This is a genomic window from Pseudoalteromonas sp. CO348, from assembly GCF_004208845.1.
In the GTDB taxonomy this organism is placed as follows: Bacteria; Pseudomonadota; Gammaproteobacteria; order Enterobacterales; family Alteromonadaceae; genus Pseudoalteromonas; species Pseudoalteromonas maricaloris.
Window position 1 is genome coordinate 161835 of record NZ_SGPI01000012.1, and the last position, 26147, is coordinate 187981.

20 protein-coding genes and 1 other RNA gene are annotated in these 26147 nt (G+C 43.7%); 15 read left to right on the top strand and 6 right to left on the bottom strand.

From position 1 onward, the window contains the following. Positions 1-94 precede the first annotated feature (94 nt). From bamA to EXT48_RS05375, 11 genes are all read left to right on the top strand, one after another. Positions 95-2566 carry an outer membrane protein assembly factor BamA gene (gene bamA, locus EXT48_RS05325; RefSeq protein WP_130163788.1) on the top strand — a complete coding sequence of 824 codons (2472 nt, stop codon included), beginning with the start codon at positions 95-97 and terminating at the stop codon, positions 2564-2566. Between the two features lie 11 nt (positions 2567-2577). Next, entirely contained in the window at positions 2578-3096 is a 519-nt protein-coding gene (locus EXT48_RS05330; RefSeq protein ID WP_010371344.1) for an OmpH family outer membrane protein, read from the top strand. Beyond that, complete coding sequence (lpxD, locus tag EXT48_RS05335; protein WP_130163789.1) at positions 3096-4139, top strand: UDP-3-O-(3-hydroxymyristoyl)glucosamine N-acyltransferase; 1044 nt, start codon at positions 3096-3098, stop codon at positions 4137-4139. The genes EXT48_RS05330 and lpxD overlap by 1 nt, the downstream gene beginning before the upstream one ends. 10 nt (positions 4140-4149) lie before the next feature. Continuing rightward, entirely contained in the window at positions 4150-4602 is a 453-nt protein-coding gene (gene fabZ, locus EXT48_RS05340; RefSeq protein ID WP_010371351.1) for a 3-hydroxyacyl-ACP dehydratase FabZ, read from the top strand. Then, positions 4602-5375, top strand: coding sequence for an acyl-ACP--UDP-N-acetylglucosamine O-acyltransferase (gene lpxA / locus EXT48_RS05345; protein WP_017216085.1), 774 nt, complete (start codon positions 4602-4604; stop codon positions 5373-5375). The genes fabZ and lpxA overlap by 1 nt, the downstream gene beginning before the upstream one ends. 72 nt (positions 5376-5447) lie before the next feature. Further along, the gene (lpxB, locus tag EXT48_RS05350; protein ID WP_010371362.1) at positions 5448-6602 is read left to right on the top strand and encodes a lipid-A-disaccharide synthase; all 1155 of its coding nucleotides are present in this window, start codon (positions 5448-5450) and stop codon (positions 6600-6602) included. Then, positions 6592-7185: a ribonuclease HII gene (gene rnhB / locus EXT48_RS05355; RefSeq protein ID WP_130163790.1), complete on the top strand. Its 594-nt coding sequence runs from the start codon at positions 6592-6594 to the stop codon at positions 7183-7185. The genes lpxB and rnhB overlap by 11 nt, the downstream gene beginning before the upstream one ends. Before the next feature lie 2 nt (positions 7186-7187). After that, positions 7188-10679, top strand: a complete 3492-nt coding sequence (gene dnaE / locus EXT48_RS05360; RefSeq protein WP_069018614.1) for a DNA polymerase III subunit alpha — start codon at positions 7188-7190, stop codon at positions 10677-10679. A gap of 16 nt (positions 10680-10695) precedes the next feature. Then, positions 10696-11652 carry an acetyl-CoA carboxylase carboxyl transferase subunit alpha gene (accA, locus tag EXT48_RS05365; protein ID WP_010371368.1) on the top strand — a complete coding sequence of 319 codons (957 nt, stop codon included), beginning with the start codon at positions 10696-10698 and terminating at the stop codon, positions 11650-11652. Positions 11653-11738: 86 nt separating this feature from the next. Then, positions 11739-13046 (top strand): tRNA lysidine(34) synthetase TilS, encoded by a 1308-nt coding sequence (tilS, locus tag EXT48_RS05370; protein WP_130163791.1) that lies wholly within the window; start codon positions 11739-11741, stop codon positions 13044-13046. Beyond that, complete coding sequence (locus tag EXT48_RS05375; RefSeq protein WP_039497156.1) at positions 13039-13386, top strand: hypothetical protein; 348 nt, start codon at positions 13039-13041, stop codon at positions 13384-13386. The genes tilS and EXT48_RS05375 overlap by 8 nt, the downstream gene beginning before the upstream one ends. 34 nt (positions 13387-13420) lie before the next feature. Here the strand turns inward: EXT48_RS05375 and EXT48_RS05380 are convergent, their stop codons facing one another. Further along, positions 13421-14317: a GGDEF domain-containing protein gene (locus EXT48_RS05380; RefSeq protein WP_010371382.1), complete on the bottom strand. Its 897-nt coding sequence runs from the start codon at positions 14315-14317 to the stop codon at positions 13421-13423. 153 nt (positions 14318-14470) lie between these two features. Here EXT48_RS05380 and EXT48_RS05385 point away from each other — a divergent pair, with 153 nt between their 5' ends. Next, positions 14471-16441, top strand: a complete 1971-nt coding sequence (locus EXT48_RS05385) for a monovalent cation:proton antiporter-2 (CPA2) family protein (protein ID WP_130163792.1) — start codon at positions 14471-14473, stop codon at positions 16439-16441. A 98-nt stretch (positions 16442-16539) separates the two neighbouring features. Here EXT48_RS05385 and EXT48_RS05390 read toward each other — a convergent pair whose 3' ends face one another. Then, positions 16540-18630: a winged helix-turn-helix domain-containing protein gene (locus EXT48_RS05390; RefSeq protein WP_130163793.1), complete on the bottom strand. Its 2091-nt coding sequence runs from the start codon at positions 18628-18630 to the stop codon at positions 16540-16542. Positions 18631-18745: 115 nt separating this feature from the next. On the opposite strand from EXT48_RS05390, the gene EXT48_RS05395 reads away from it, so the two are divergent. Beyond that, positions 18746-19957 carry an alpha/beta hydrolase-fold protein gene (locus EXT48_RS05395; RefSeq protein ID WP_130163794.1) on the top strand — a complete coding sequence of 404 codons (1212 nt, stop codon included), beginning with the start codon at positions 18746-18748 and terminating at the stop codon, positions 19955-19957. A gap of 323 nt (positions 19958-20280) precedes the next feature. Here the strand turns inward: EXT48_RS05395 and EXT48_RS05400 are convergent, their stop codons facing one another. The 3 genes from EXT48_RS05400 to EXT48_RS05410 are packed head-to-tail and all read right to left on the bottom strand — an operon-like array spanning position 20281 to position 23220. Further along, a complete protein-coding gene (locus EXT48_RS05400) occupies positions 20281-20862 on the bottom strand; it encodes a GNAT family N-acetyltransferase (protein WP_130126050.1) in 582 nt (193 codons plus the stop codon). Positions 20863-20868: 6 nt separating this feature from the next. Continuing rightward, complete coding sequence (locus EXT48_RS05405; protein ID WP_130163795.1) at positions 20869-22047, bottom strand: beta-propeller fold lactonase family protein; 1179 nt, start codon at positions 22045-22047, stop codon at positions 20869-20871. A gap of 33 nt (positions 22048-22080) precedes the next feature. Further along, on the bottom strand, positions 22081-23220 hold the full coding sequence (locus tag EXT48_RS05410) for a patatin-like phospholipase family protein (RefSeq protein ID WP_130163796.1): 1140 nt from the start codon (positions 23218-23220) through the stop codon (positions 22081-22083). Positions 23221-23774: 554 nt separating this feature from the next. Here EXT48_RS05410 and EXT48_RS05415 point away from each other — a divergent pair. Further along, positions 23775-24653, top strand: coding sequence for a DUF3014 domain-containing protein (locus EXT48_RS05415; RefSeq protein ID WP_130163797.1), 879 nt, complete (start codon positions 23775-23777; stop codon positions 24651-24653). Between the two features lie 146 nt (positions 24654-24799). Continuing rightward, positions 24800-24896: signal recognition particle sRNA small type (ffs, locus tag EXT48_RS05420), an RNA gene on the top strand. Positions 24897-25119: 223 nt separating this feature from the next. Here ffs and EXT48_RS05425 read toward each other — a convergent pair. Beyond that, a complete protein-coding gene (locus tag EXT48_RS05425) occupies positions 25120-25764 on the bottom strand; it encodes a hypothetical protein (protein WP_130163798.1) in 645 nt (214 codons plus the stop codon). Positions 25765-26147 lie beyond the last annotated feature (383 nt).

Here is a 26147-nt window from a genome sequence, read left to right on the forward strand (position 1 = left end):
TAACATAATACAAAAGCTGTAACGTTTGAATGTTGTGATGTAATGGGCCTTAGCGTATCGCGCCAAAATTGTTGTAAAGGATAAAGATAATAAAATGCCTATAAAAAAACACATTGCAGTAACCAGTTTACTGGGCGCTAGTTTTGCTGCCTTAGGGCAAAACTCCTTTATCGTAGAAGATTTAAAAGTAGAAGGGCTGCAGCGCGTTGCACTGGGTGCTGCATTGACACATATTCCGATCAACGTTGGTGACAATGTCGATCAGTTTACGATTTCACGCACAATCAAGGCGTTGTATAAGTCTGGCCACTTTGACAACATTGCGGTATTCCGTGATGGTAATCAGATTATTTTTAAGGTTAAAGAACGTCCAACTATCAGCTCAATCGAATTTGATGGTAACAAAGACATCAAAGACGAGCAGCTAAACGAGAGTTTAGAGCAGCAAAATATTCGCCAAGGTGAACCGTTAGATAGAACGGTACTCGATAGTATCGAAAAAGGCTTAACGGAATTCTTCCACAGTATTGGTAAATATAACGCTAAGGTTGAGGTGAGCATTGTTGAATTGCCACGTAACCGTGTGAAGCTGATGCTGAAGTTTGAAGAGGGTGATGCTGCTTCTGTACGTCAAATTAACCTCGTTGGTAATGAGCTGTTCTCGGACGAAGAACTTCTTAACCTAATTGAATCTCAGCAGGACTTGCCTTGGTGGCGCTTCCTCTCTAATGACCGTTATCAAAAACAAACCATTGAAGGCGATTTAGAAAAGATCCGCAGTTTTTACCTAGACCGTGGTTATTTACGTTTTAACATCGATTCAACACAGGTTTCAGTAAGCCCAGAACGTGAATCAGTTTATGTTACGGCAAACATCACCGAAGGTGAAAAATATACCGTTAAAGGGTTTGATTTCATTGGTGACTTATTAGGTCGTGAAGACTTAATTAAAGGTATTGTGCCGCTTCGCGCAGGTGAGCTTTACAACGGCTCAGTTGTGACGGCAACGGAAGATTTCATTAAGAGTTATTTGGCGCGTTTTGGTTACGCCAATGCTGAAGTACGAACTGTTCCAGAAATCGATGATGAAAACAAAGAAGTACAATTAACACTATCTGTTGATCCTGGAAAGCGCGTATATGTACGTCGCATCGTGGTGAACGGTAACCAAAATACAGCAGACGAGGTATTACGTCGTGAAATGACGCAGCTTGAAGGTGCGTGGTTGTCTAACCAAAACCTAGAGCGTTCAAAGCTTCAAATTCAACGTTTGCCATATATGGAATCGGTAGAGTTTGAAGTCAAGCCAATTCCTGGTGTTGAAGATCAGGTTGATGTTGACTTTAAAGTAAAAGAACAGCCTGCTGGTAGTTTCCAAGCGGGTGTTGCTTATGGCTCTTATGCGGGCCTTCAGTTTAACATTGGTGTTAGTGAGTCAAACTTTCTAGGCTCTGGTAACCAAGTTGCTTTCAATATTAACACTTCGCGTGGTTCTGAGCGTTATAGTGTGTCTTATACCGATCCTTACTTTACGCCTGATGGTGTATCGCAAGGCAGCAGTATCTTCTACAGTAAGTTCGATGCGAGCGAATTTGGGATTGTAGATTACAAATCGACGAGCTACGGTATCGGTACCAACTTTGGTTTCCCAATTAATGCGATTAACCGTGTTAACTTTGGTATTCGTTGGATTGAAGAAAGCCTTTCGCAAATTTCAAATTTTGAGCAAACACGAGTACTTCGTGAGAGCTTCTTAAACGAAAGCGATCCAAATGCAGATTATGACTTTACTAAATATGAGTTAAGTGCAGGATGGTCACGTGTAACTGTTAACCGTGGTATGTTCCCAACAGCAGGTTCTCGTCAAAGCTTGAACTTAAGTGTTACCACGCCAAACTCAGATCTTAATTTCTTCAAGATTAATTATGATTCACGTTTTTACTGGCCAATCAGTAATGACCATCGTTGGGTCTTCTCTGCGAGAGCGGGTTTAGGCTATGGTAATGGTTATGGCGAGACGAATGGCTTTGAGCAAGTATTGCCATTCCAAGAATTCTTCCGTATTTCAGAGCAAGAACTACGCGGCTTCGACCGAAACACGATTCTACCTCGAGCGGTACAGCGTGCACCTAAGTGTATTCCGGGCACACCTAAACCAGATGGTACACCAGGTAGCTGTATTGGCGGCGAGCAGCAATTTGATACGCTAAATCTAGGTGGTCGTATTGGTGGTAACGCGAAAGCACTAGCTGGTCTTGAGCTTATCGTACCAACGCCATTCCTAGACGAAGAAAACACGAGTTCGGTAAGAACGAGCTTCTTCGTCGATGCGGCAAACGTATGGGATACTGAGTTTGATGTAGACCGTTATAGCAACTTGCCAGAAGATCAATACAATCTACTTTCTGATTTCTCTGATCCGTCAAGGTTTAGAGTATCAACGGGTTTATCGATTCAGTGGATCTCGCCTATGGGACCTATGCTGATCAGTTTCGCTTACCCACTCAAAAAAGAAGAAGAAGACGATACGAAGACGATCAGCTTCAACATCAGTAATACATTCTAAGGAGTTTTATTGTGAAAAAATTTATTAAATCATCAACACTAGCCATGACAGCAGCACTAATGATGGGTGCTTCAGGTAGCGCATTTGCACACAAAGTAGGCATCGTAGACATGCAGGAAGTGTATAAGCAAATTCCACAAATGGCGAAAATTGAACAGACACTACAAGCTGAGTTTGCTGAGCGTCGTCAAGAGCTTGAAAAAATTCAAGGTGATATTCGTTTTGAAGCGGAAAAGTTCAAACGCGAAGCGACGACAATGAGTGAAGAGCAAAAAGAAGCGCTTCGTGAAAAGATCCAAGGCATGCAAAAGACACTTGCTGAAAAAGGTCGTCCACTAGAGCAAGAAATTAAAGTTCGTCAAAACCAAGAGCTTGCTAAAGTACAAAAGCTAATTGTGGATGCGATTGAGTCTGTTGCTAAAAAGGGTAAGTTTGACGAAGTTAAAGTAAAAGATACGACAATTTACTTCAATCCTGATAAAGTAGCCGACCTTTCTGAAGAAGTGGTAAAAGCGGTTAGCAATAAGTAATGACAAAACTTCACACCTTATCTCAACTTGCTGAGTATCTAGGTGCTCAGCTGCAAGGTGATGGCGATAAATCAATTCGAAATATCGCCACTCTCGCACAGGCAGAAGACGACCAAATCGCGTTTTTAGCCAACAGCAAATACCGTGGTCAGCTTGAAAGCACGACTGCGGGTGCCGTGATCTTGAGTGAAAAAGACGCGGATTATTTTGCGGGTAATAAACTCATTATCGCAGATCCTTATGTAGCCTATGCAAAACTTGCACAGAAACTAGACTCAACACCTAGCGCAGCATCAGGAGTTCATCGTACAGCAGTTATCTCTGATACCGCAACACTTGGTGCAAACGTCAGTGTGGGTGCGAATGCTGTAATTGAAGATGGCGCTGTGATTGGTGATGATGTTGAGATAGGGCCAGGCTGTTTCATTGGAAAACATGCCAAAATAGGCGCAAAGACTAAACTCTGGGCAAACGTAACCGTCTATCATGAAGTACAGATAGGCGAACAATGTCTATTCCAGTCTGGTGCCGTAATAGGAAGTGATGGTTTTGGCTACGCCAACGAGAAAGGCGAGTGGGTTAAAATCCCTCAAGTTGGCACCGTAATTATTGGCGACCGTGTCGAAGTTGGCGCGAGTACTTCTATTGATAGAGGTGCGCTAGAAGACACCATTATTCATAGCAACGTCATTTTAGATAACCAGATCCAAATTGCCCATAACGTCGAGGTTGGTTACGGTACAGCCATCGCAGGCTGCACGGTACTGGCGGGCAGTGTTAAAATCGGCAAGTACTGCCAAATTGGCGGCATGACAGCAATCAATGGTCACAACGAAATTTGTGATGGGGTTGTCATTACTGGTATGAGCATGGTTACTAAAGGAATTACTGAGCCAGGGATCTATTCTTCTGGTTTACCTCACCAAACGAATAAAGAGTGGCGTAAGTCTATTGCACACTTACGCAATTTATCTGACTTTAAGTCGCGCCTGAAGGCACTTGAGCTGCTGACAGCACAGCTTAAAGATACTGATGTAGAATAAGGAAGCTATTTTGGCTAACGAATTAAACAGCTTTGATATCCAAGAGATTTTAAAACTTCTTCCGCACCGCTACCCAATGTTGCTTGTTGACAAAGTGGTAGATTTTAAGCCTGGTGAATATCTTCACGCGATTAAAAACGTGACGATTAATGAGCCTATTTTCACGGGTCACTTCCCTGAGCAACCTATTTTCCCAGGTGTGTTGATCCTAGAAGCGATGGCTCAGGCAACAGGTTTACTTGGTTTTAAAACGGTCGAGAATCGCAGCGAGAATGAACTATACTTATTTGCGGCGATTGATAATGCACGTTTCAAACAACCTGTTTTACCGGGTGACACGATGCATTTGCACGTTAAGTTCGAAAAAGAACGCCGTAACATCTGGAAATTCAGTGCTGAAGCTAAAGTAGAAGGCAAAACTGTGTGTTCAGCTGAAATTATGTGTGCTAGAAGAGAGTTTTAATGGCTATTCATCCTACCGCAATTATCGAATCAGGCGCGCGTCTAGGCGAGAATGTTTCTGTAGGCCCTTATAGTTATATTGGCAATGACGTAGTCATTGGTGATAACTGTAAGATTGAATCACATGTTGTGATCAAAGGCCCTTCTGAGATTGGTTCAGGCAATCACATTTTCCAATTCGCGTCAGTAGGGGAAGCCTGCCAAGATAAAAAGTACAAGGATGAACCAACCAAGCTAATTATTGGTGATAACAACGTTATTCGTGAGTGTGCGACTATCCATCGTGGCACAATTCAAGACGAAGGGATCACTCGAATTGGTAGCAACAACCTATTTATGGCTTACACCCATGTGGCACACGACGCAGTCATTGGCAGCAATGTGATTTTCGCTAACAATGCAAGTGTAGCCGGACATGTACATATTGGTGACTGGGTTATCCTTGCGGGTAATTCAGGTGTACATCAATTTTGTAAAGTGGGTTCACATGCCTTTATTGGTATGTACTCGGGTGTGAACCAAGACGTGCCGCCTTTTGTTACAACGACTGGCACGCCAGCGAGACCCGTTGCAATTAATACTGAAGGTTTAAAGCGTCGCGGCTTTGAGTCTGATGAAATCATGGCAACAAGACGTGCATACAAAACGTTGTTCCGTAAGGGGCTGCGTTTAGAAGATGCGTTAGAAGCGCTAAAAGAAGATGCTTCTGAGTTCGCAGCAGTTCAGCAAATGATTGATTTTATTGCGACTTCTAATCGTGGTTTGATCCGCTAAACTTGAACCGCAATACAGGTTATACTTACGCCATACATTTTGTATGGCGTTTTTTTATACTGAAAAATAACAATGGCTAACGAAAAAAATATCACCATTGGCGTGGTCGCAGGAGAGTTATCGGGCGATATACTCGGTGCTGGCCTCATAAACGCGCTAAAACTTCATTACCCCAATGCCAATTTTGTCGGGATCGGTGGTCCTAAAATGCAACAAGCGGGTTGTAAAAGCCTGTTTGACATGGATGAACTCGCTGTTATGGGACTAGTCGAAGTGCTTGGTCGCTTACCTCGCTTGCTAAAAATTAAAAAGCAGTTGGTGAATTACTTTATTGATAATCCACCCGATGTATTCATCGGTATCGATGCGCCGGATTTTAATTTGCGTGTTGAAAAACCGTTGAAAGCGGCAGGAATTAAAACCATTCAGTATGTAAGCCCGAGTGTGTGGGCGTGGCGTCAAAAACGCATCCATAAGATTGCCGAGGCGACTAACCTAGTGCTGTCTTTGCTGCCGTTCGAAAAAGCCTTTTATGATAAACATGAAGTGCCTTGTACATTTGTGGGTCATACGCTAGCGGATGAAATTCCACTTGAGCCGGATACCGCAGGTGCGCGTGCACAGCTGAACTTAAGTCAAGATGATACGGTTTTAGCACTGCTTCCTGGTAGCCGGGGCTCTGAAGTTGGCTTATTGAGCCGCACTTACCTTGCCACTGCAAAAAAATTAGTCGATAAAATACCTAACTTAAAAATAGTCGTGCCTTTGGTAAACGAAAAGCGCAGAGCACAGTTTTTGGAAGCCTTGAATGAAGTCGCGCCGGAATTGAATCCAATTATGCTTGACGGCCAGTCAGCACTGGCAATGCAAGCTGCGGATACCGTTTTACTGGCCTCAGGAACTGCCACACTTGAGGCGATGCTATATAAAAAGCCAATGGTAGTCGGGTATAAGCTAAATCCTAAGAGTTATTGGATTTTTAATACCTTTTTTACCTTTAACATCAAATACTTTGCCTTGCCGAATTTATTGGCTGACGCACCTCTTGTGCCTGAGTTTTTACAGGCAGAGTGTAATCCTGACGCACTCGCTGATGCACTTTTCCCGATGTTAAAAGGCAATAATAGTAAGCTTGTTAGAAAGTTTTACGAGATACATGAGAACATTCGCCTAAATGCCAGCAAACAAGCGGCTCAGGCTGTAATGGAGTTAATAGATGCAAATTGAACGTCCTGATGTGCAGTATATTGCAGGCGTTGACGAGGTAGGACGTGGCCCGTTGGTGGGTGACGTTGTTACCGCTGCCGTCATTTTAGATCCAACCAAACCAATAATAGGGTTAACCGACTCGAAAAAACTGTCAGAGAAAAAGCGCATTGCATTGGCAGAAGAGATAAAAGAAAAGGCATTATGTTACTGCATTGCGAGAGCGTCAGTTTCAGAAATTGATGATTTGAATATTCTTCACGCAACAATGTTGGCGATGACACGCGCAGTTGAAGGATTGGAAATTCAACCTGATCATGTATTTGTTGATGGAAATCGTTTACCTAAGCTAAGTGTTGCGGCAACCGCAGTTGTAAAAGGGGATAGCCTAGTTGCCGAGATAAGTGCGGCATCCATATTGGCGAAAGTCACCCGAGACAATGAGATGTTAGCACTCGATGCGGAATATCCTGAGTTTGGTTTTGCAGGCCACAAAGGTTATCCAACCAAAGCCCACTTTGCCGCGCTCGAAGCACATGGGGTTACTCCGCATCACCGTACAAGCTTTAAGCCTGTGCAACGAATTTTGGCCGAGAAGGAGTAAGCATGCCAGCCCCGCAGTTTGTCCATTTGCGTGTACACAGTGACTTCTCAATGGTGGATGGTCTAGCGAAGACCAAACCAATTGTGGCAAGGGCCGAAGAGCTTGCAATGCCTGCGCTTGCCATCACCGATCAAATGAACTTATGTGGTTTGGTGCGTTTTTATGGTGGCGCACACGGGGCAGGGATCAAGCCAATAATTGGTGCGGATTTTTGGCTAAAGTCAGATCAGTTTCCTGATGAACCAAGCCGAATTCTCGTTCTCGCCAAGAACAATCAAGGCTATAAAAACCTCACCTTGTTGATCTCCGATGCCTATCTTCGTGGTCATGTATTCCATCGCCCTGTAATTGATAAAGAGTGGCTTGCAAAATACAAAGAAGGGCTGATCCTTATCTCTGGCGCGAAAGATGGCGATTTAGGCAAAGCTATCTTAAAAGGCAATCCTAAGCTAATTGAAGAAACGCTGGCGTTTTACGAGCAGCATTTTAGCGACCATTTTTATATTGAGCTACAACGCACCGCACGTGCACAAGAAGAAGAATATCTCCATGGTGCTGTGGAGGTCGCGGCTGCACGTAATATACCTGTTGTGGCGACGAATGAAGTGGTGTTTTTACACGAAAAAGACTTTGATGCCCACGAAATTCGCGTTGCTATTCACGACGGTTATACATTAGAAGACAAAAATCGACCAAAACGCTTTTCTAAAGAGCAATATTTAAAGACTTCAGAGCAAATGCAAGCGCTCTTTAGTGACATTCCAGAAGCTTTAGAAAACACCGTAGAAATCGCTAAGCGCTGTAACGTGACGGTACAGCTTGGCACCTACTTCCTACCAGATTATCCAACGGGCGATCTGGCGATTGAAGATTTCTTGGTAAAAGTATCGCGAGATGGTCTAGAAGAACGTTTGCAGTTCTTATTCCCTGATGAAAATGACCGCAAAGAAAAGCGTGGTGAGTATGACGACCGTCTGCAGGTTGAACTCGACGTTATCAACCAAATGGGATTCCCAGGTTACTTCTTAATCGTAATGGAGTTCATTCAGTGGAGTAAGGATAACGGCATCCCTGTAGGTCCAGGTCGTGGTTCCGGTGCCGGCTCTTTGGTGGCATATGCGCTTAAGATCACGGATCTTGACCCACTTGAATTCGATCTCCTATTCGAACGATTCCTTAACCCCGAGCGGGTTTCGATGCCTGATTTTGACGTCGACTTCTGTATGGATAGACGAGACGAGGTAATTGACCACGTTGCTAAACTGTATGGTCGAGACGCAGTATCTCAGATCATCACCTTTGGTACGATGGCGGCAAAAGCGGTAATTCGAGACGTTGGTCGTGTGCTTGGTCACCCTTATGGCTTCGTAGATAGGATCTCCAAGCTTGTACCTGGCGACCCTGGTATGACACTTGCCAAAGCGTTTGATGTTGAACCTCGCTTGCCTGAAGCTTACGATAGCGATGAAGAAGTTCGTGAACTGATTGATAAATGTCGCATTCTTGAAGGCTGTACGCGTAACGCGGGTAAACACGCCGGTGGTGTTGTTATCTCGCCTACCACCATTACCGACTTTGCAGCACTGTATTGCGACGAAGAAGGTAAGTTCCCAGTTACCCAGTTTGATAAGAACGACGTAGAAACCGCAGGTCTGGTTAAGTTTGACTTCCTCGGTCTAAGAACGCTAACCATTTTGCAATGGGCGCTCGACATGGCGAACGAACGCCTTGGTAGAGAAAGTCGTGAGCCGATTGATATCGCTGCGATCCCATTGGATGACCCTGCAAGTTTTAAAGTGTTACTAGACGCACAAACAACTGCGGTATTCCAGCTGGAATCTCGTGGTATGAAAGACTTGATCCGTCGCTTGAAGCCAGACTGTTTCGAAGACATGATCGCACTGGTTGCGCTATTCCGTCCGGGTCCTTTGCAATCGGGCATGGTAGATAACTTTATCGACCGTAAGCATGGTCGTGAAGAAGTATCGTATCCAGATGCACAATACCAGCATGAAAGTCTACAACCTATACTAGAACCGACCTACGGGATCATCCTTTACCAAGAACAGGTAATGCAGATAGCGCAGGTGCTTGCCGGTTATAGCCTAGGTGGCGCTGACTTGCTTCGTCGTGCGATGGGTAAGAAAAAGCCTGAAGAAATGGCGAAGCAACGTGCAACGTTCGAAGATGGTGCCAAAGATAATGGCGTCGAAGGCGAACTTGCCATGAAAATCTTCGACTTGGTAGAAAAGTTCGCGGGTTACGGCTTTAACAAATCACACTCCGCAGCCTACGCGTTAGTGTCGTACCAAACGCTATGGATGAAGACCCATTTCCCTGCCGAGTTTATGGCGGCGGTAATGTCAGCGGATATGGATAACACTGACAAAATCGTAACCTTGGTAGATGAATGCGAAAACATGAAGTTGACGCTGCTACCACCAGACGTGAATGCCGGTGTCTACAAATTTGCTGTAAATCGTCAAGGTGAGATCGTCTATGGTATAGGGGCGATAAAAGGCGTGGGTGAAGGCCCTGTTGAAGCGATCCTTGAAGCGCGAGCCCAAGGGGGAGAATTTAAAGATTTATTCGACTTCTGTGCCAGAGTTGATTTAAAGCGTCTAAATAAACGCGTGATTGAAAAGCTAATATACGCGGGAGCGCTTGATAAGCTTGGTCCTGACAGAGATCAGCCAGGGCGCGCGACTTTACTGGCAAGCTTAAAGGATGCCATGAAGTCGGCAGAGCAGCATCACAAAGCCGAATCACTTGGACAGAGCGACTTATTTGGTTTGCTTGCGGTTGAGCCCGAGGAGGTTGAACAAGCCTTTATCAAAGCTACGCCGCTTAGCGATAAAGAATGGTTAAATGGGGAAAAAGAAACCTTAGGTCTTTATCTAACAGGCCACCCAATTAATCAATACCGCAAAGAATTAAAATATTATACCTCTGGTAAGTTAGTTGACTTACAACCCGGTAATCGTGATACGGTAGCAACCGCGGCGGGACTGGTTATCAATGCTCGTACCTTGATAAACAAAAAAGGAGCGCGTTGGGGACTTATCACTTTAGATGACAAAAGTGCCCGAATTGATGTACGCTTATTTCCTGAACAGTTTGAAATGTACCAAGAAATGCTGCAAATTAACCAAATCTTGGTAATATCTGGACAGGTCAGCTTTGATAACTTCTCTGGTGGCATTACAATGACCGCAAGAGAAATCTCTACCATTGCTCAGGCGCGAGAAAAGCGTATTAGTGCAATAAAAATGACGCTAAATATGGCTCAAATTGACGCGAACTTCTTTGATAATTTCAAAAAAGTGCTAGAACCATATAAATTTGGAACGTGTCCGGTAAAAATTAAATATCAGCGTCCTGATGCATTAGCAGAGTTAACATTAGGAACACAATGGTGTGTGACGCCAAGTGATGAGCTTTTAACTCGTTTATCACTGCTGGCGGCGCAGGAATTAGAATTAGAATTTAACTAAACAGGTAGTTTAGAGCATGAGCCTCAATTATCTTGAATTTGAACTTCCAATCGCTGAATTGGAAGCAAAGATCAAAGAATTACAAAACGTTAGCCGCTCTGGCGATTTAGATCTTAGCCTTGAAGAAGAGATCAGCCGCTTAAAAGACAAAAATGTTGAGCAAACAAAGAAAATTTTCGACGGTTTAGGCGCTTGGCAAGTGTCTCAATTAGCGCGTCATCCGCTTCGTCCATATACTCGCGATTATATTGAGCGCATTTTTACCGAGTTTGACGAGTTTGCGGGCGACCGTACTTTTGCTAACGATCCGGCTATTCTTGGTGGTGTTGCGCGTCTTGACGACAAACCAGTAATGATTATCGGTCAGCAAAAAGGTCGTGATACGGCTGAAAAAATCAAACGTAACTTTGGTATGCCAAAGCCAGAAGGTTATCGTAAAGCATTGCGCTTAATGGAAATGGCTGAACGCTTTAAGATGCCAATCATTACCTTTATCGATACACCGGGAGCTTATCCGGGCGTAGGCGCTGAAGAGCGCGGTCAAAGTGAAGCGATTGCACGTAACCTTAAAGTGATGGCAGCGCTCAAAGTACCAACAATTTGTACCGTGATCGGTGAAGGCGGTTCTGGTGGCGCATTAGCTATCGGGGTAGGTGACAGAGTAAACATGCTGCAATACAGCACGTATTCTGTAATTTCACCTGAAGGGTGTGCTTCTATTCTTTGGAAGAGTGCAGACAAAGCTTCACTTGCAGCAGAAGCAATGGGTGTATCAGCTTCTCGAGTAAAAGAGCTGGACCTTATCAATAACATCATTGAAGAGCCGCTAGGTGGCGCACACCGCAATTATGATGCGATGGCGAAAAACCTGAAAGTGCAGCTTAAACGTGACTTGGCTGATCTTGAAGCGCTAAGCACCGAAGAGATGTTAGATCAGCGTTATAAGCGCCTGATGTCATTTGGTTATTGTTAATACGGGTTTCTGCTCGTATTGATATCAATGCTAATTTAAGTTAAAAAGCCGCTATCGAGCGGCTTTTTTTATTGATTGTAGAAAACATGATTAATAGTCGGGTTTACCAACAAGTAGAGTCAAGTTTAAAGGTATTGAGTTCCAGCCTTGACGCCAAAGGGTTGTGCATTGCCTTATCTGGTGGTGTGGATTCGGTTGTGTTGCTCCACCTTTGTCGAGAATATGCAAACAAGCATAACGTTATACTCCAAGCGGTTTATGTTAATCATGGCTTGTCACAGCACGCTACGCAGTGGCAGCAATTTTGCCAATCACTTTGTGAAACACTTAATGTTCCCTTTGTTGCAAAACAGGTTTCGATTACTCGAAAAACCCGCACTAGCCTTGAAGCGCAAGCACGCGAAGCTCGCTATCAAGCATTAGATGACGCGGCCAAAGCAGGTTTTGCAATCGTGCTTGGGCAACATGCCGATGACCAAGTAGAAACTTTTTTACTGAGATTAAAGCGCGGCTCTGGATTACTCGGGCTTGGAGCGATGAGAGCGACAACTCAGCTGGCATCAGGGCGCTATTGTATTCGTCCGTTACTTGCCGTTAGTCGCAATGACATTGAAGCATTTGCACGGCAGTTTGGTCTTGAGCATATTACTGATGAGTCCAACGCCGACGATGCGTTTGACCGTAACTTTTTACGCAATCAGGTGATCCCGTTACTTACCTCTCGATTCAATGGTTTTGTCGCTAACACACTGCGCAGTATTGATATTTTACAGCGCCAACAAACCATAATTGATGAGGTCAGTGAAGAAGACTTGCAAAAGTGTCGTTGTCGGATGGCGCTAAATATCACGGCTTTACAACAGCTCTCTTTTGCAAGAAGAGATAATGTCATCAGACTGTGGTTATCAAAGCAGGGCATAGAGATGCCGAGTCAAAAACAGTTGGATGAAATCGTACAACAGGCGTTTTCATCACGCCAAGACAGTCAACTTGAAATTCGTTTTAAGCAAGGCGCAGTGAGGCGTTATCGTGATGCACTTTATTGGGTAACGGAAAATAGCCAAAAGCATGACATTGAGACCGTTAACCTCAACGAACTCAGCGGGCAAAGTACACCTGTTGCTTTACAAACGGGCAAGGGGGTCCGCAAACCCTTCACGGACGAAATCGTTAGCATTCGTTACGGTAGACTTAAAGATAAAATCAAACCACAGGGCAAACCTGGCTCTAATACCTTGAAACACTGGCTAAAAGATTTGTACATTCCAAGCTGGGAGCGTGATTCTATTGCGGTTGTTTATTACAATGATACACCGGTGGCGGTGAACGGACTGTTTGTGAGTGCCGAGCACGCAGAGGATAATGGCATTATTTGGGTAGTAAAAGATGACTGAAAGTAAAAAGATTGGCCAACAGTTAGCGCAAAAAGCGCCTTATGCGGTGGTGTTCACTGCGGTGGTGTTTATCGTACTCTTTATGTCGAGTGAAGTGGTGTGGCTGAATCAAATATTTGCTTCGGCATCAGGCATTATCAGTATTGTGTTTTTACTTCTGTATTGGCATGGTAAGGGCGGAATGTATTTTATTCTTGGCTTACTTGCGCCAATGCTTGCGGTGATGTTTTCAGAGTTACCCGATTTCCTTGCGCTGGCATGGGTAATAAATGGATTTTTTAACGGCGCGGCACTTGCCCTGATGGCATACCTATACTTAGGAAAAGATGCTCAGCGTTAACGCATAACGCTGAGCAAAAGGGGAAGTGGTTTTTTTATACTGCGCGAGCGCAGTTTCGTCCGGCTGCTTTTGCGCGGTATAAGCCGCTATCCGAACGAGCAAATATATTGTCGGCAGTATCATGGCTCGATGCCAGCGTAAAGCCAATGCTTGTGGTCACCGTGTATTTAGCCAACATACTCGACTTTCTTACGGCTTCCATAATTCTTTCTGCGATAACTTTGTTGGTTGTAAACGCAGGGTCGTCAATTAAGATGGCGAACTCATCACCACCGAATCTAAATACCGAATCAGTTGCGCGCGTTGAGGTTTGCAAAATACGTGAAAACTCAACCAACACTTCATCACCGGCTTTATGGCCATGAACATCATTCACCTGCTTAAAGTTGTCTAAATCTAAAAGCATTAAGCTGAAATTACGATGTTGACGACGGCATCGTTCAAGCTTTTCTTCTAAGTTGTCTGCAAACTGGCTGCGATTGTAAAGTCCAGTTAGTGAGTCCTTGGTTGCTAGTTGCAACACACGGTTATACATCAAAGCGTTACGCATTGGGTAAATTAAACAGGCGTGTAATTTTGACAATTTTGCCTTGATAGCTTCACTAAATGGAAACTCACTGAAATACACCAGCTGGCCTAAGTGTTCTTTTTCGAGCTCAAGATCAAACGTACTAGCTGGAAATTGGCTATCGCTGTCCTTCATCTGAAAGACGCCAAGGCTACAATGGAACTGGAGTCCCGAAATTTTTGAAATTCTTGCCACATGCTCCGCGTAAATAGTCAACAGCTCTTCAATGTTGAGTGTTGTCTGAAGTTTGTCGACTAATCGCGCGTAGTGTTCACCGCCTTGCGTACTATACTGTTCAGAATTGAACGGCAAGTAATCGCCTCTGGTCGGCAATCTTTGTGTCAAAATATGGACATTTTCCATATTTCTTCCCCTTAAATACAACAATACATGATTAATATGCGAACTTTGTGCCAAAAATTTAAACTGGCTTAAAAACAAACGCTTGCTATATTTAAGAGAAAGAAAAAGAAATCCACCTTTATTCCCCGTCAATTTTTTCGCTCAGGAGGCAGATTGCAAAGTATCTTCGCGCAGGTTTTTGCCTTGCTGTTATGTGCTGTAATTTTAGTCTGGTCCTTTAAGCGGGTTGGCTTGCCGCCTATTCTGGCTTATTTGCTCACTGGAGTAATTGCGGGCAGTCACGGCATTGGATGGATGAGTGACAGCCAAGAAATTCACTTTATGGCTGAGCTTGGGATCGTGTTTTTACTGTTCAGTTTAGGGCTTGAATTTTCCGTGCCAAAATTAATGGCAATGCGAAACGTAGTATTCGGTTTAGGGAGTTTACAGGTCATTGTGACCACGATAATTGGTATGTTGGTATTGCGTTTTATGCAATATGAGTGGGTAGGGGCATTTGTGATTGCGAGCCTCATCGCACTTTCTTCTACGGCGGTTGTGGTTAAGCTGTTAAAAGAGCTGGGGATGCTCAACACACGTCATGGTCAGCTCGGTATTGGCATGTTGTTATTCCAAGATATTGCCGTTGTGCCGCTGCTCATCGCGTTTCCGCTTATTTCCTCTGCGAGTAATTCAGAGCTGGCATCAGCGCTACTTTTTGCATTTGCTAAGGGTGCGGTGGTGTGTCTGGTTTTATGGGCAATAGGTAAGTGGTTACTACCTAGAATATTTAACGAAATCGCATTAGTAAGAACAGATGAGCTCTTTGTTTTATCTACTTTGGTTGTAGCCCTGTGCGCGGGCTCGCTCACTTATGCATTCGGACTTTCAATGGCGCTCGGCGCATTTTTAGCGGGCATGATGTTAGGGGAAAGCCAATATCGGCATCAGCTTGAGGCAGAAATTAGACCATTTCGAGATATTTTAATGGGACTCTTTTTTGTCACAGTGGGTATGCAGCTAAATATTCCTTATGTGCTCGACCAGTTTATTTATATTGTTGCAGCACTTGCCGCGGTGCTTGTGATCAAAGTGTTGATCATCGTTGGCGTTGCGCAGTTAATGGGTGAGCGTAAAAAAGATGCTTGGGGCGCTGGTATTTTGATCTGGCAGATGGGGGAATTTGGCTTTGTGTTACTCGCGCTTGCCAGTAAACATCAGTTGTTGGATCAAAATGCGGTGTCCTTCTTGATCACGCTTGGCGTGTTGTCTATGGCGTTAACGCCATATCTTATTAGTAAAACCGCGCATATTCTCAATATCTTGGGAATAGAAAAAGACTGGCAACCCGAAGCGCCGAGTGGTTATAACGCGGCTGATTTAAAAAATCATGTTGTGATTTTTGGTTATGCGCGTGTTGGTCAAACTATCGCACGATTTTTACGCCCAGAGGCTATTCCTTATATTGCGGTAGAGCGCAACCCGCAAATTGTACAAGACGCACAAATTGCGGGTGAGCCCGTGCTATTTGGTCATGCGGCACAAAAAACGCTGTTAAAGTCAGCAAATATTGATAAAGCGCGCTTGGTTATCATTACCTTTGATGACTTTGAACAGACGCAGGTGGTTGTTGACGCCATTCGTCGGCGTACCCACGAAGTGAAGATCTTGGTACGCATGAAAGATGACAGCTACATGGAGCAATTAAAAGCCATGGGCGTCGCAGAAGTTGTGCCAGAAACTTTAGAAGCAAGTTTGATGCTGGTTTCTCATGTGCTGTACATGTCTGGCGTGCCAATGCGCAGAATTTTTCGTCGTGTCAGTAAAGAGCGAGAAAATCGTTATCCGTATTTACATGGTTTTTTTGCTGGAGACAGTAGTGATCTGCATGAAGTTACTGGCGAGCGGTTAGAATATCTGCATGCCATTGCTTTGCCAGACCATGCATTTGCCGTTAACAAGTCAATTGCTGAGCTTGAGCTCAAGGTTAAGCGCGTTGATATTACTGCGTTAAGACGCGACGGCGAAGAAATTGCTCAACCAGATGAGCAAACCGTTTTACGCGTTAATGATGTTTTGCTGTTAAAGGGAAAACCCCGCCGCGTTGAACGTGCGGAGCAGTTTTTACTCGATGGCCTGCCGTAATAACGGTTCTTAAATCTATGCTTTTTTAACAGCTCGCCGCGTAAAGCGTCTTCTACGGCACGGAGTAGGAGCAGGTTCACCCTGCGATCTTGCTCTATCTATGTTCCTCGATCATCAGGTGTATTAAATGACACGATATGCTTTTGCATCAAATGCATTTGAGTAAACAAAAAGGTTTCACCGTTAAAATCTGCTAAGTAGCGACTGTTACTGGGTACCTCTGCAAGGCGTTGATATATCCCTGTACTGAGATGATAAGACCATAGTTGGTTGTCGTTGTTTACGCCGTACAATATACCGTCTTTATAAACGGCAAATGGCTGCGCTAACTGAGCGCGTAATTCATGGACCTCAGTCGGTACGGGAGCTGCGTTTGTGTTAACAAGCCAAAAACGCTGACTCATATCTTGATAAAGAAAATGCTCACTATCTACTTGCGCGGCCCAAACTACATTTTCAGAAACAATGAGTGAGGCTTCTTTGGTATCTTTATTTATAATGTAAAGCCCCGCGCTTCCATTTTCCCTTGCTGTGACCAACAACGTTTTCGGCGTCAGCCACTGCAGGACGGAATCAATGGCAAGCGAATTAGCAATGAGGGTTTTCTCACCATTTAAGGACCAAATAGTGAGTCCTTGTTGTGTTGTGCCAGCTATCTCATTACCCGCAGGAGACCACACAATTCGTTTGCTGATATTGTCGTGCCGTGAATCGGTAAGCTGTGAAACACCTTGGTCATTGTAAAGCCATATTTGTCTTGAGCCGGTACGTGTAGATGTAAAAGCAATATGATCACCATGAGGTTGAAACTGTGGGTTGTCCTCCTTCATTGTTGTTCTGGCTATCTTTGCTGCCGCAGCGGTTTGGTGATTTCGTATTTGAGCAAGACTTAAGGTAAAAATATCGGTATCGGCATTTATCTGTGTCGCTAAAATCTGTTTTCCATCAGCTGAAAAAGAAGCCTCTCTTAGATTCTTTCTGCCCCCAGTATCAAGTGCAACCATGCTCCCGTTGGTTTGCAGTTTATAAAGTCCATTAGTCGTCGATGCGAGCAAATACTCGCCGCTTGGATGATAACTGACTTCAATTGGCTGTAATGGTGACAATTCGTGCGGTAGTACTATCTTTGCCGTGATCGTTAGTGTCTTATCAGGATTGTAAATATTCAGGTGATGAGAGTTGTGCTCATCAATGCTCACCATTGCGAAAACATTTTGATCTGCAAGATAGTCAAGAGTGTAGTTTTCAAAGTTTGGCAAATACTCGGTAGTGCGGCTTTTTTTTGTATTTAAATCAAAAAGGTAGGGCACTACTCGCTTAGGGCGCAAATGAGATAAGTAACTGATCTCGCCGCTTTTCATCCAATTTGCACGCCATATGGGCTTTTCTTGGCAAGCGATAACGGCATGTGGATTTTGTGGTGAGTTGATTGCAGTATCGACATTTAGTGTGTTTAAAGACCAGCAAAAGGGAGACGTCTCTTGAGCCTTGCAATGACTCCGTTCAGTAAAAGTTAGTTGCTTTGCGTCCTGTGACCAACTTGGTTTTCCGTATACGCCCTGGCGAGCGGTTAAACGAGAGGTTTTGTGCGAGGCTAGATTTTTTACCCAAAGCTGACTATGGCAATTATCGCTAAAGCGCTGAAAAACAATCCATTGTCCATTGGGTGAGTAGCTGGCATTTGCATCCCATGCGTCACTTGTGGTCATTGGAGTAAAAGTAGGTTGAATCGGTACTCTGGGGTTGGTTTTTGGTTGAATTATAACCGTAAAGAGATAAGCCGTGATAACTATCGCTAGTGCCGCTACCCCAAATCTTGCAGCGCGTGGGTGAGATTTTTGAGTCGCTTTATGCGCGCTCGGCTTATCGCTTGTCGACGTAACGGATGCCTCTAAACTATAGCCTTTTTTACTGTGCGTTTTTATAAACTCTAACTCACTACCAGCATATTTGAATACTTGGCGAATTTGGAAAATGCAGCGCTGCAATGTATTGGGAGAAACAACTCTGTCGTGCCAAACGGTGTTAAGTAGTTGCTCAAAGCTCACTACTTCTCTAGGTTGTTTTGCCAATTCACAAAGCACCGCTATTGCTTTAGGGGGGAGCGCATAAGTCTGTTGGTCGATAACAATATGATTGCGGTTTACATCCACAAGGTGCTCTGCTACCAAAAACTGCTTTAATTCCATTTTAAAATTCTTTTTTCAGCGAATTATCAGCGAAAAATCAGCAAACTTTGCTGTTTTATCGCTCTGTTTTTTTCTAATGTAACACACTGATAAAAATAAACTAAAAAGGAAAGTCATGCGTTTTATTATTTTGCTATTGTTAATGCTACTTGCAGCATTGGGCAAGGTGTATGGGCAAACATTAGAACAACAAGCCATCACGATTGGGTCTAAAATAACTTTTGCATCTAAGATATTAAGTGAGAATAGGGAGGTCATGGTTTATACGCCAAATGATTATGACCCTAAGAAACAATATCAAGTGTTGTACTTACTCGATGCAGAATTCTTTTTTACCCAAACAGTGGGCATTGTGGAGTCTTTGGTTAGCACTGGAAAAATACCAGCTACCATCGTTGTTGGGTTGAAAACCACGGTGAGAACAAGAGACTACTTACCGCCAATTAACGGTGAGGCTCAAAGTGATCGACAGCGCTGGATTAAAGAGAAGTTTCCTCAATTTGGCAAGACAACCGAGTTTACAGCCTTCTTAACTCAAGAGTTATTTCCTTTCATTGAGTCACAATATTCACTCAAACCTAATCGTACATTAGTAGGGTATTCCAATGGTGGGATCTACGGACTACACACCTTTTTAAATAAGCCAGAGATATTTACTAATTATCTGCTTGTTAGTCCGCCAGGTTGGTGGGGTGAGGAAGAGCTCGATCAGCAGTTTAAAGCACTCAGCAACTCAGCACATGATTTACGTCGCAATCTGTATCTTAGTATCGCTGGGGAAGGTGGCGACTTTTACACCAACGGTATGCGAGTTGCGTCAAACCTGAAAGCACTCCGATCAAAAGAAGTAAATTGGCAATTTAGCCTCAAAGAATTGGAAACGCATCAAACGACGTTTTACCCAAGTCTCTATGAAGGGTTAACGAAACTTTTTGACGATTTTTACTTTGAGCTTAGTGAAGAAGCAGGAAAATATGCGCATATCTCTGATATTGAAGATTATTATCTAAAGCTCTCTAAGCGCTATGAGTTTGATGTGTTAGTGCCAGAGTCTATATACAGAGCACTTGCTGACGCGCAAACCAGCCATAAACGTCTAGACGCTGCACTTGCGACTTTAAATGCATTTGTCACGCGTTATCCCGACTCGTCTTATGCCCATGCAAGCCTAGGCCATGGATATATAGAGAACAAAGCGTATAATAAGGCGCTGAAAAGCTTTAATCACGCCTTGCAACTTGCGAAAGCACAGCAAGTCGAAGATCCGTCAGTATATGATTATTTTGAAAGCATGATAGCTCAAGCAAAAAGTAAAATCGTGCAGTAAGCTATACAGATCGCCGCGTAAAGCGCCTCCTACAACGGAGTAGGAGCAGGTTCACCCTGCGATCTTGTGTGTTGTTTTTGTTGTTACTGCTCGTCGCGTAAAGCGTCTCCTACAACACAAAATAGGAGCAGGTTCACCCTGCGATCTTGTGTGTTGTTTTTGTTGTTACTGCTCGTCGCGTAAAGCGTCTCCTACAACACGGAGTAGGAGTAGATTTACCCTGCGATCTTGTGTGCTGTTTTTGTTGTTACAGATCGCCGCGTAAAGCGTCTCCTACAACACAAAGTAGGAGCAGGTTCACCCTGCGATCTTTTATGCTTTTACTACCTGTCGAGCTTGCTCAATAAATGCTGCTTAACGGTGGGCCATTCTGAGGCTATAATCGAATACACAACGGTGTCTCTTAGCTCGCCGTTTCTACCGATCTGGTGGCTGCGCAAGATACCATCGAGTTTGGCGCCAAGCCGCTCAATGGCATTGCGAGAGGCATGATTAAAAAAGTGGGTTCTAAATTCAACGGCAATGGCGTCAAAATCTTCAAAAAGTTGCTGTAACAGCAAAAACTTACACTCCGTGTTAACCGCTGTTCGACGTACTTTATCGCTGTACCATGTATAGCCTAGCATGGCACGGCGATTGGCTATATCTACATTGTAATAGCGGGTGGTTCCCACGATTTCGTTGCTGCTATTTAGCCTTACCGCATAGGCAAGGTTGCCTTCAGATCCTTGGCTTATCGCAGTGTTAACATAGCGTTCCATATCGTCTGGGGTGGGGACATTGGCATACCAAAGCTTCCAAGCTTCACCATCTTTTACTGCCTGTTGCAGCGCATTAATATGTGTTGTTGATAATGGTTCAAGGGTGACATGGTGTCCTATCAGTGGTTTATCAGTTGGCCACATGCGTTACTACTTCCTTATTTTGAGTATTTTGATGGTATCTTGTTTTGCAAGAGATACAGCTAAATGATTTGCGTCAGTCACAAAAGCCAAGGCCGATATATTGGCTAAGGAATTGGTCAAATCATCAAAAGTTGCGATATGTGTGAGCTTGCCCGTTGCGGTAATGCTAAACTCTGCAATACCAGAGCTACTCTCAGACGCTGCGAACAACCTTTTGCCATCAGCAGCAAGTAACAAGGTGGAGACACCGTTAAGTGGCTTGCCAACTTGGTTTGCATCAATGGTCTGGAGCAATTGATATTGACCATTTTGTTGACGCTCAAAGGCTAAAATGCTGTTACTGCCCGCCGCTGCAACATAAAAAACAGTGAAATCTGAGCTTGCAACCAAGGCTTGTGGTTTACTGAGTGCGAGCAGGTTAGTGTCGTTTTTAACGATGCGCTGCTTAACAGTATAAGTACCTTTTGTCTGTTGCCACAGCGTAATGACATCGCCTTCATAACCTGCAACGATAAGCGCGTTAGCCTCTTTACTTACTAGCACATCCACAGGCCCACCCATATCAGTTTGCTCAGCGCTATCAATTGGGCCGAGCCAAGTCACGCTGTTTGTAGGAGTGATCCTAAAAGCAGTGACCGTATTGCTTTTATAACTTGGGATAAATGCATAGCGCTTGTCGCCACTTAAGCTAATTTTCCAAGGTGCAAACAAGCTAAGGGTGTCATGAGCTGAGGCATTTTTGGTTGGATCAAACACCACTTTGTAAGACACTTCGTCAGAAAAGGTTTGCACAAGGTTAAACTTACCCGTTTTATCTTTTGCAAACACATTTAATGCACCATCGTAAAAGCTAGTGTTAAGAATGAGATTGCTATTTACGAATACCGCATCGGATGCGCCGGTCAGTAAAAGTGGATGCGCGTCGCTCGATTGAAAGAGTTGATCTTGGACTAGCTGCTTATGTGCATCAAGCGTAAATGTAACCACTGCGTTATCGTCGCCACTTACTGCAACGGCCTGCGTACCTTGGCGATTAAAACGCAGCTGCCTTGGATTATCTAAGCCGCTAAACCCAGCGGTGTTATTTTGGATGGTTTGAACAACGTCGAACGTTTGGCTGTGTGCGCTAAATGAAATTGACCCAAGTGCGATAAGCAGAAGTGCACTTATAGTAGGTTTATACATCTTTTTCACTACCTATTTTTATTATTGTAAATCTTATTTGAGTTCCAAAAACGCTCTCATTTCGTCCAAGCGGTTCATGCCGTCTTCAAATCCAAGCTCAATAAGTTTTTGTGTATAAGTACGCTCAAACAGCAAGTAACTCGTTAAACTCGACGGAGAATGTTTTTTAACCCCCATGGTTCTGAGTAACAGCTTGATTGCCAACGGCATATCTTCGTAATAATGATCTGCGACTTCATTAAAATTAACCGTTGGCTTGATGAGCATATGATCTACTCGCCTAAGCTCTTTGTGCTTTTCTCTGGCCGGTAGCAAACTTACCGTGCGGTTGACGCGGTCGAGCCGTTCGATGTCTGAATTTAGGGTATCGCTAAACACACTGTCTAGCAGGTGACCGGCGACCACAGACATTCCCGGAAAATGCGGCTCATAACCGAGCGGCTGTGGCAGTTTAGGCTGCTCAACACCGATCACAAAGATTTTATCCGCACCTAAATGAATGGCAGGGCTAAGCGGGGAAAGCTGGTGGATAGAGCCATCACCATAGTAATGATGCTTAACGCGCACGCTTGGAAACACCATAGGTATAGCCGAACTTGCCATGAGTAAGTCGAGCGAAATTGTGCCCGGAACGCCTTCGCGCTTTGAGCGCTGCCAAGGTTCAGCATTGTTCGCCTGATAAAACGCCACTGATTTACCAGTAGAATAGCTCGAAACCGTAATCGCGATTGCATCAAGATAATGGCGGTGTAGATTGTGATCGATGCGATTTAAATCAAGCACATTAGCCAGCAGCTTTCGAAGCGGCGAGTTATTTAACAAGCTGGCTGGTGGCTGATTAAGGTATTGTGCTTGAAAGCTGCGCATCATATTGGCAAATAAATGGCCGTATGCACCGGTAAACGAGCTTTTGTACACCATGTCGGTGCTAAAGTTCTTCCAAATATATTCCACTTTTTTCACCGCGAGGTGAAAGCAAGATGCGTAACAGGCAATCCCCGCCGAGTTAATTGCACCGGCAGAGGTACCAGTAATGATTTCAAAGGGGAGGGGAGAAGTACGAGGCATACTTTGCGCAAGCGCCTTTAATACCCCAACTTGATAAGCGGCTCTTGCGCCACCTCCAGTCAGTAGTAAGGCAATTTTTTTATCACTCGTTCTGTGCTTTCTCAAAAGAGGCCATCCTGCTGTTAAATTTGCTTAATTTAAATTTGGTCTTTTTATGCGTTATTTATCTTTGTTGATGTTGTAATGCTTTAGGTGCAAAGAGTTGATAACTCCAGTAAATGCGTTATTTTTAGTAGTAAAGTGCCACTCTGCCCTTATGCCGCTTATAGGTTGTATTATTTATTCTAGTTGAACCTAGCTAAAACCCAAGTTGTTTGAGTGCACATACCCGCGCAACATATTAGGCTATTATTTTGAAATTTAAGCACTAAAGCGCTATGGTGGCACAAACAAATTTTAACAAACTAGCGGTTTAATTTAGTCGCTAATTGGCGCGATTTTGTATTTAATAAAGTGGCAATTTAGCTTAACTTCAATGTACTGAACTTAAGTTCGGTGCTCAAGTATTTTTATTAAGATCAAATGTTTGAACAAGGTGTAGCCAGAGTGTGCACCACAACGCATTTTTTTAGGGTTTCAGCGCGCATTAAGTTATTAGTCAAGTATTTGGTGATAGTTTTACATTAACGCGTATCAACAATGACGAAGAGGGAGTCCCCATGTCAGAGAATCATCAAGAAGGTAATAAAAGACCTTCTAACAGCCAGTTGTTATTTGCCGCGGTAGTTGTACTAGCGTTGATTATTGTGGCTGTGTTTGTGCTAGCACAAAAAGACACTCCATCGACGGAAAACCAAAAGGTAAAGCAAGATATTGTTGTGCCTGAACAAACAGAAACGCCACTGGTCAATACCGCAAGAGAAACACCACCTGAGCAAGTGGTTGAACCTGAAGTCACCTTGCCACCGCAACGAGAGCAAATCGAGCCAGAGCAAGTAGAGCCGGTTGAACCTGAAGTAACACTACCACCGCTTTCACAAAGTGATACAGAAATTAAAGAAGCGGTATCGAACTATCTTTCTAATCAAGCGGTAAAATTGCTGGCAGACGATGATGTGATCCGCCGTACGGTGGTTTATGTAGATAACCTAGCAAAGGGTAAAGTGGCAGAAAACCATTCACCAGTGGTGAAGCCGCAAGATGGCTTTAGCGTAATTGATGACGACATTATTATTACCGACCCTAACAGCTACGAGCGTTACACACCTTATGTCGCCATGTTCGACACCATGAGCACCGCGCAAGTAGTTAGATTATACGACCAATACAAACCATTATTTGAACAAGCATACGAAGAAATAGGCTACGAAGGAGATGCATTCAACGGCACGTTAACTGACGCAATCGACGAGTTGTTGGCAACACCCATTCCAGACACCGCACTGCCTTTGGTAAAAGACTCAGTTACCTATAAATATGCTTATGCAGAATGGGAGCAACTTTCTTCGGCGCAAAAACAGTTTTTAAGAATGGGCCCTGAAAACATGAAAAAAGTGAAAAAGCGCCTAGAAGAAATTAAAATTGCGTTGAACAAATAAGCGCACAGCCTCATAAAATCCACAAAAGCTTGGCAAACTGTTTAAACATCACCCAGTTAGCCAAGCTTTTTGACTTTTCCCTTGCATCCCCCTGCAATCTTCGAGATAATTCTTTCCGCGCCAAACAAGGCCCTCAATGGTAGTCTTATTGGTCCTCTCGCAACAATAGTACGTGAATCTGGTCAGGTCGGGAACGAAGCAGCCACAGCGTATGACTTGTGTGCCGGGATGTGGCTGGTAAGACTGCCACCCAAACCTCCATATTGTTGTTTGAAGTGTAAGTCACTACAAACTCCAATATGTGCTGTTTGAAGTGTAAGTCTTATTAATAGTATTCAAAACTATACTAAAACTCATTCGTACTAGTTGCTTTTGCTATCGCGAAGTGTACCACGTAGAGAGAAGCTCATCGATCGCTCAAGTTTTAATAAAGAAGATAGTTGGCCATTACCTGATTATTAGTACTTCAACTAACGGGTTTGATAGCTTTTGTTGGAGCAAATATCTCCGCTATTTTTACTGAACCATATTCAATGATCACTTCTTGCTCATTGTCAGAAGCATCAAAATAGATAACTTTGTTTCTTGGAACAATCGCTTTAACAACTATGCCTTGAATCTTATCTTTATATATTTCATGAGTAAATCGTCTAGCTGTTTCATAGTCTATAGTCCAAGACTGTGCGAAATTTTTACTTTCAAACTCGTCGGGTGATAAACCACGGTATATAGTTACTTCATCTTCAAGTTGCTCAATATCTGAGTTCGTTGGTACGTCTTCGCGTTTAATTCTGATTGGTGGTGCTCCCCACTCGACTTGCTTGGTTTTGAATAGCTCAAATACACCTCCTGAGTAAAACCGTTTTAAATTGTTAAAAAGCTCAAAAGTCCAATTACACAGTTCTGATTCTATGGGGTAAGAAGCGTACTTTTGCTGCCAAAAATCTCTAAAAGCGAATTCGGGCTGCGTTTTTGTATTGCGATTGAAGCTATCCAAAACATCTGCAAATACTCTGTAATCATCATTAAACCTTTTATATAAGCTTTCAAAGTATTCATCGGCGTCAATTCTCATTTGCTCAAGTAGGGCTTTTGATTTGTCGTTAATCATGTCGTTTGCCTTAACCTATTCTGATTAGGTGATCGCAAGATGGGCACGGTGTTTCATCAACAGAATAAGGAATATCTATACTTGAGCGTTGCCAAATATTCGTACAGTAGCCACACCTAAACCACCTTGTTTCGTATTGTTTTGGTGCGGGGTTTAGGTCAATAATATCCCTAAAAGCCCGTGTCGGTTTTCTTTTATAGCGTGGTTTTTGCTGAAATCCATAAACTGGGTCATATAACGGCTCGGTCTCTTCTGCCAATTGCTGTTGTTCCTCCCACTTACTCGTTTTTGTCCTAGAATAAGATTGTAGAGTGAATGTAAACATTGTAATAGTAATTATTTAGAGCAAATGGTAGAGGTATAAGATGGATGGAAATAAGACG

Coding starts and splice junctions, on each gene's coding strand:
- bamA (WP_130163788.1), top strand. CDS start 95: ATGCCTATAAAAAAACACATTGCAGTAACCAGTTTACTGGGCGCTAGT.
- lpxD (WP_130163789.1), top strand. CDS start 3,096: ATGACAAAACTTCACACCTTATCTCAACTTGCTGAGTATCTAGGTGCT.
- lpxA (WP_017216085.1), top strand. CDS start 4,602: ATGGCTATTCATCCTACCGCAATTATCGAATCAGGCGCGCGTCTAGGC.
- lpxB (WP_010371362.1), top strand. CDS start 5,448: ATGGCTAACGAAAAAAATATCACCATTGGCGTGGTCGCAGGAGAGTTA.
- rnhB (WP_130163790.1), top strand. CDS start 6,592: ATGCAAATTGAACGTCCTGATGTGCAGTATATTGCAGGCGTTGACGAG.
- dnaE (WP_069018614.1), top strand. CDS start 7,188: ATGCCAGCCCCGCAGTTTGTCCATTTGCGTGTACACAGTGACTTCTCA.
- accA (WP_010371368.1), top strand. CDS start 10,696: ATGAGCCTCAATTATCTTGAATTTGAACTTCCAATCGCTGAATTGGAA.
- tilS (WP_130163791.1), top strand. CDS start 11,739: ATGATTAATAGTCGGGTTTACCAACAAGTAGAGTCAAGTTTAAAGGTA.
- EXT48_RS05375 (WP_039497156.1), top strand. CDS start 13,039: ATGACTGAAAGTAAAAAGATTGGCCAACAGTTAGCGCAAAAAGCGCCT.
- EXT48_RS05380 (WP_010371382.1), bottom strand. CDS start 14,317: ATGGAAAATGTCCATATTTTGACACAAAGATTGCCGACCAGAGGCGAT.
- EXT48_RS05390 (WP_130163793.1), bottom strand. CDS start 18,630: ATGGAATTAAAGCAGTTTTTGGTAGCAGAGCACCTTGTGGATGTAAAC.
- EXT48_RS05395 (WP_130163794.1), top strand. CDS start 18,746: ATGCGTTTTATTATTTTGCTATTGTTAATGCTACTTGCAGCATTGGGC.
- EXT48_RS05400 (WP_130126050.1), bottom strand. CDS start 20,862: ATGTGGCCAACTGATAAACCACTGATAGGACACCATGTCACCCTTGAA.
- EXT48_RS05405 (WP_130163795.1), bottom strand. CDS start 22,047: ATGTATAAACCTACTATAAGTGCACTTCTGCTTATCGCACTTGGGTCA.
- EXT48_RS05415 (WP_130163797.1), top strand. CDS start 23,775: ATGTCAGAGAATCATCAAGAAGGTAATAAAAGACCTTCTAACAGCCAG.
- EXT48_RS05425 (WP_130163798.1), bottom strand. CDS start 25,764: ATGATTAACGACAAATCAAAAGCCCTACTTGAGCAAATGAGAATTGAC.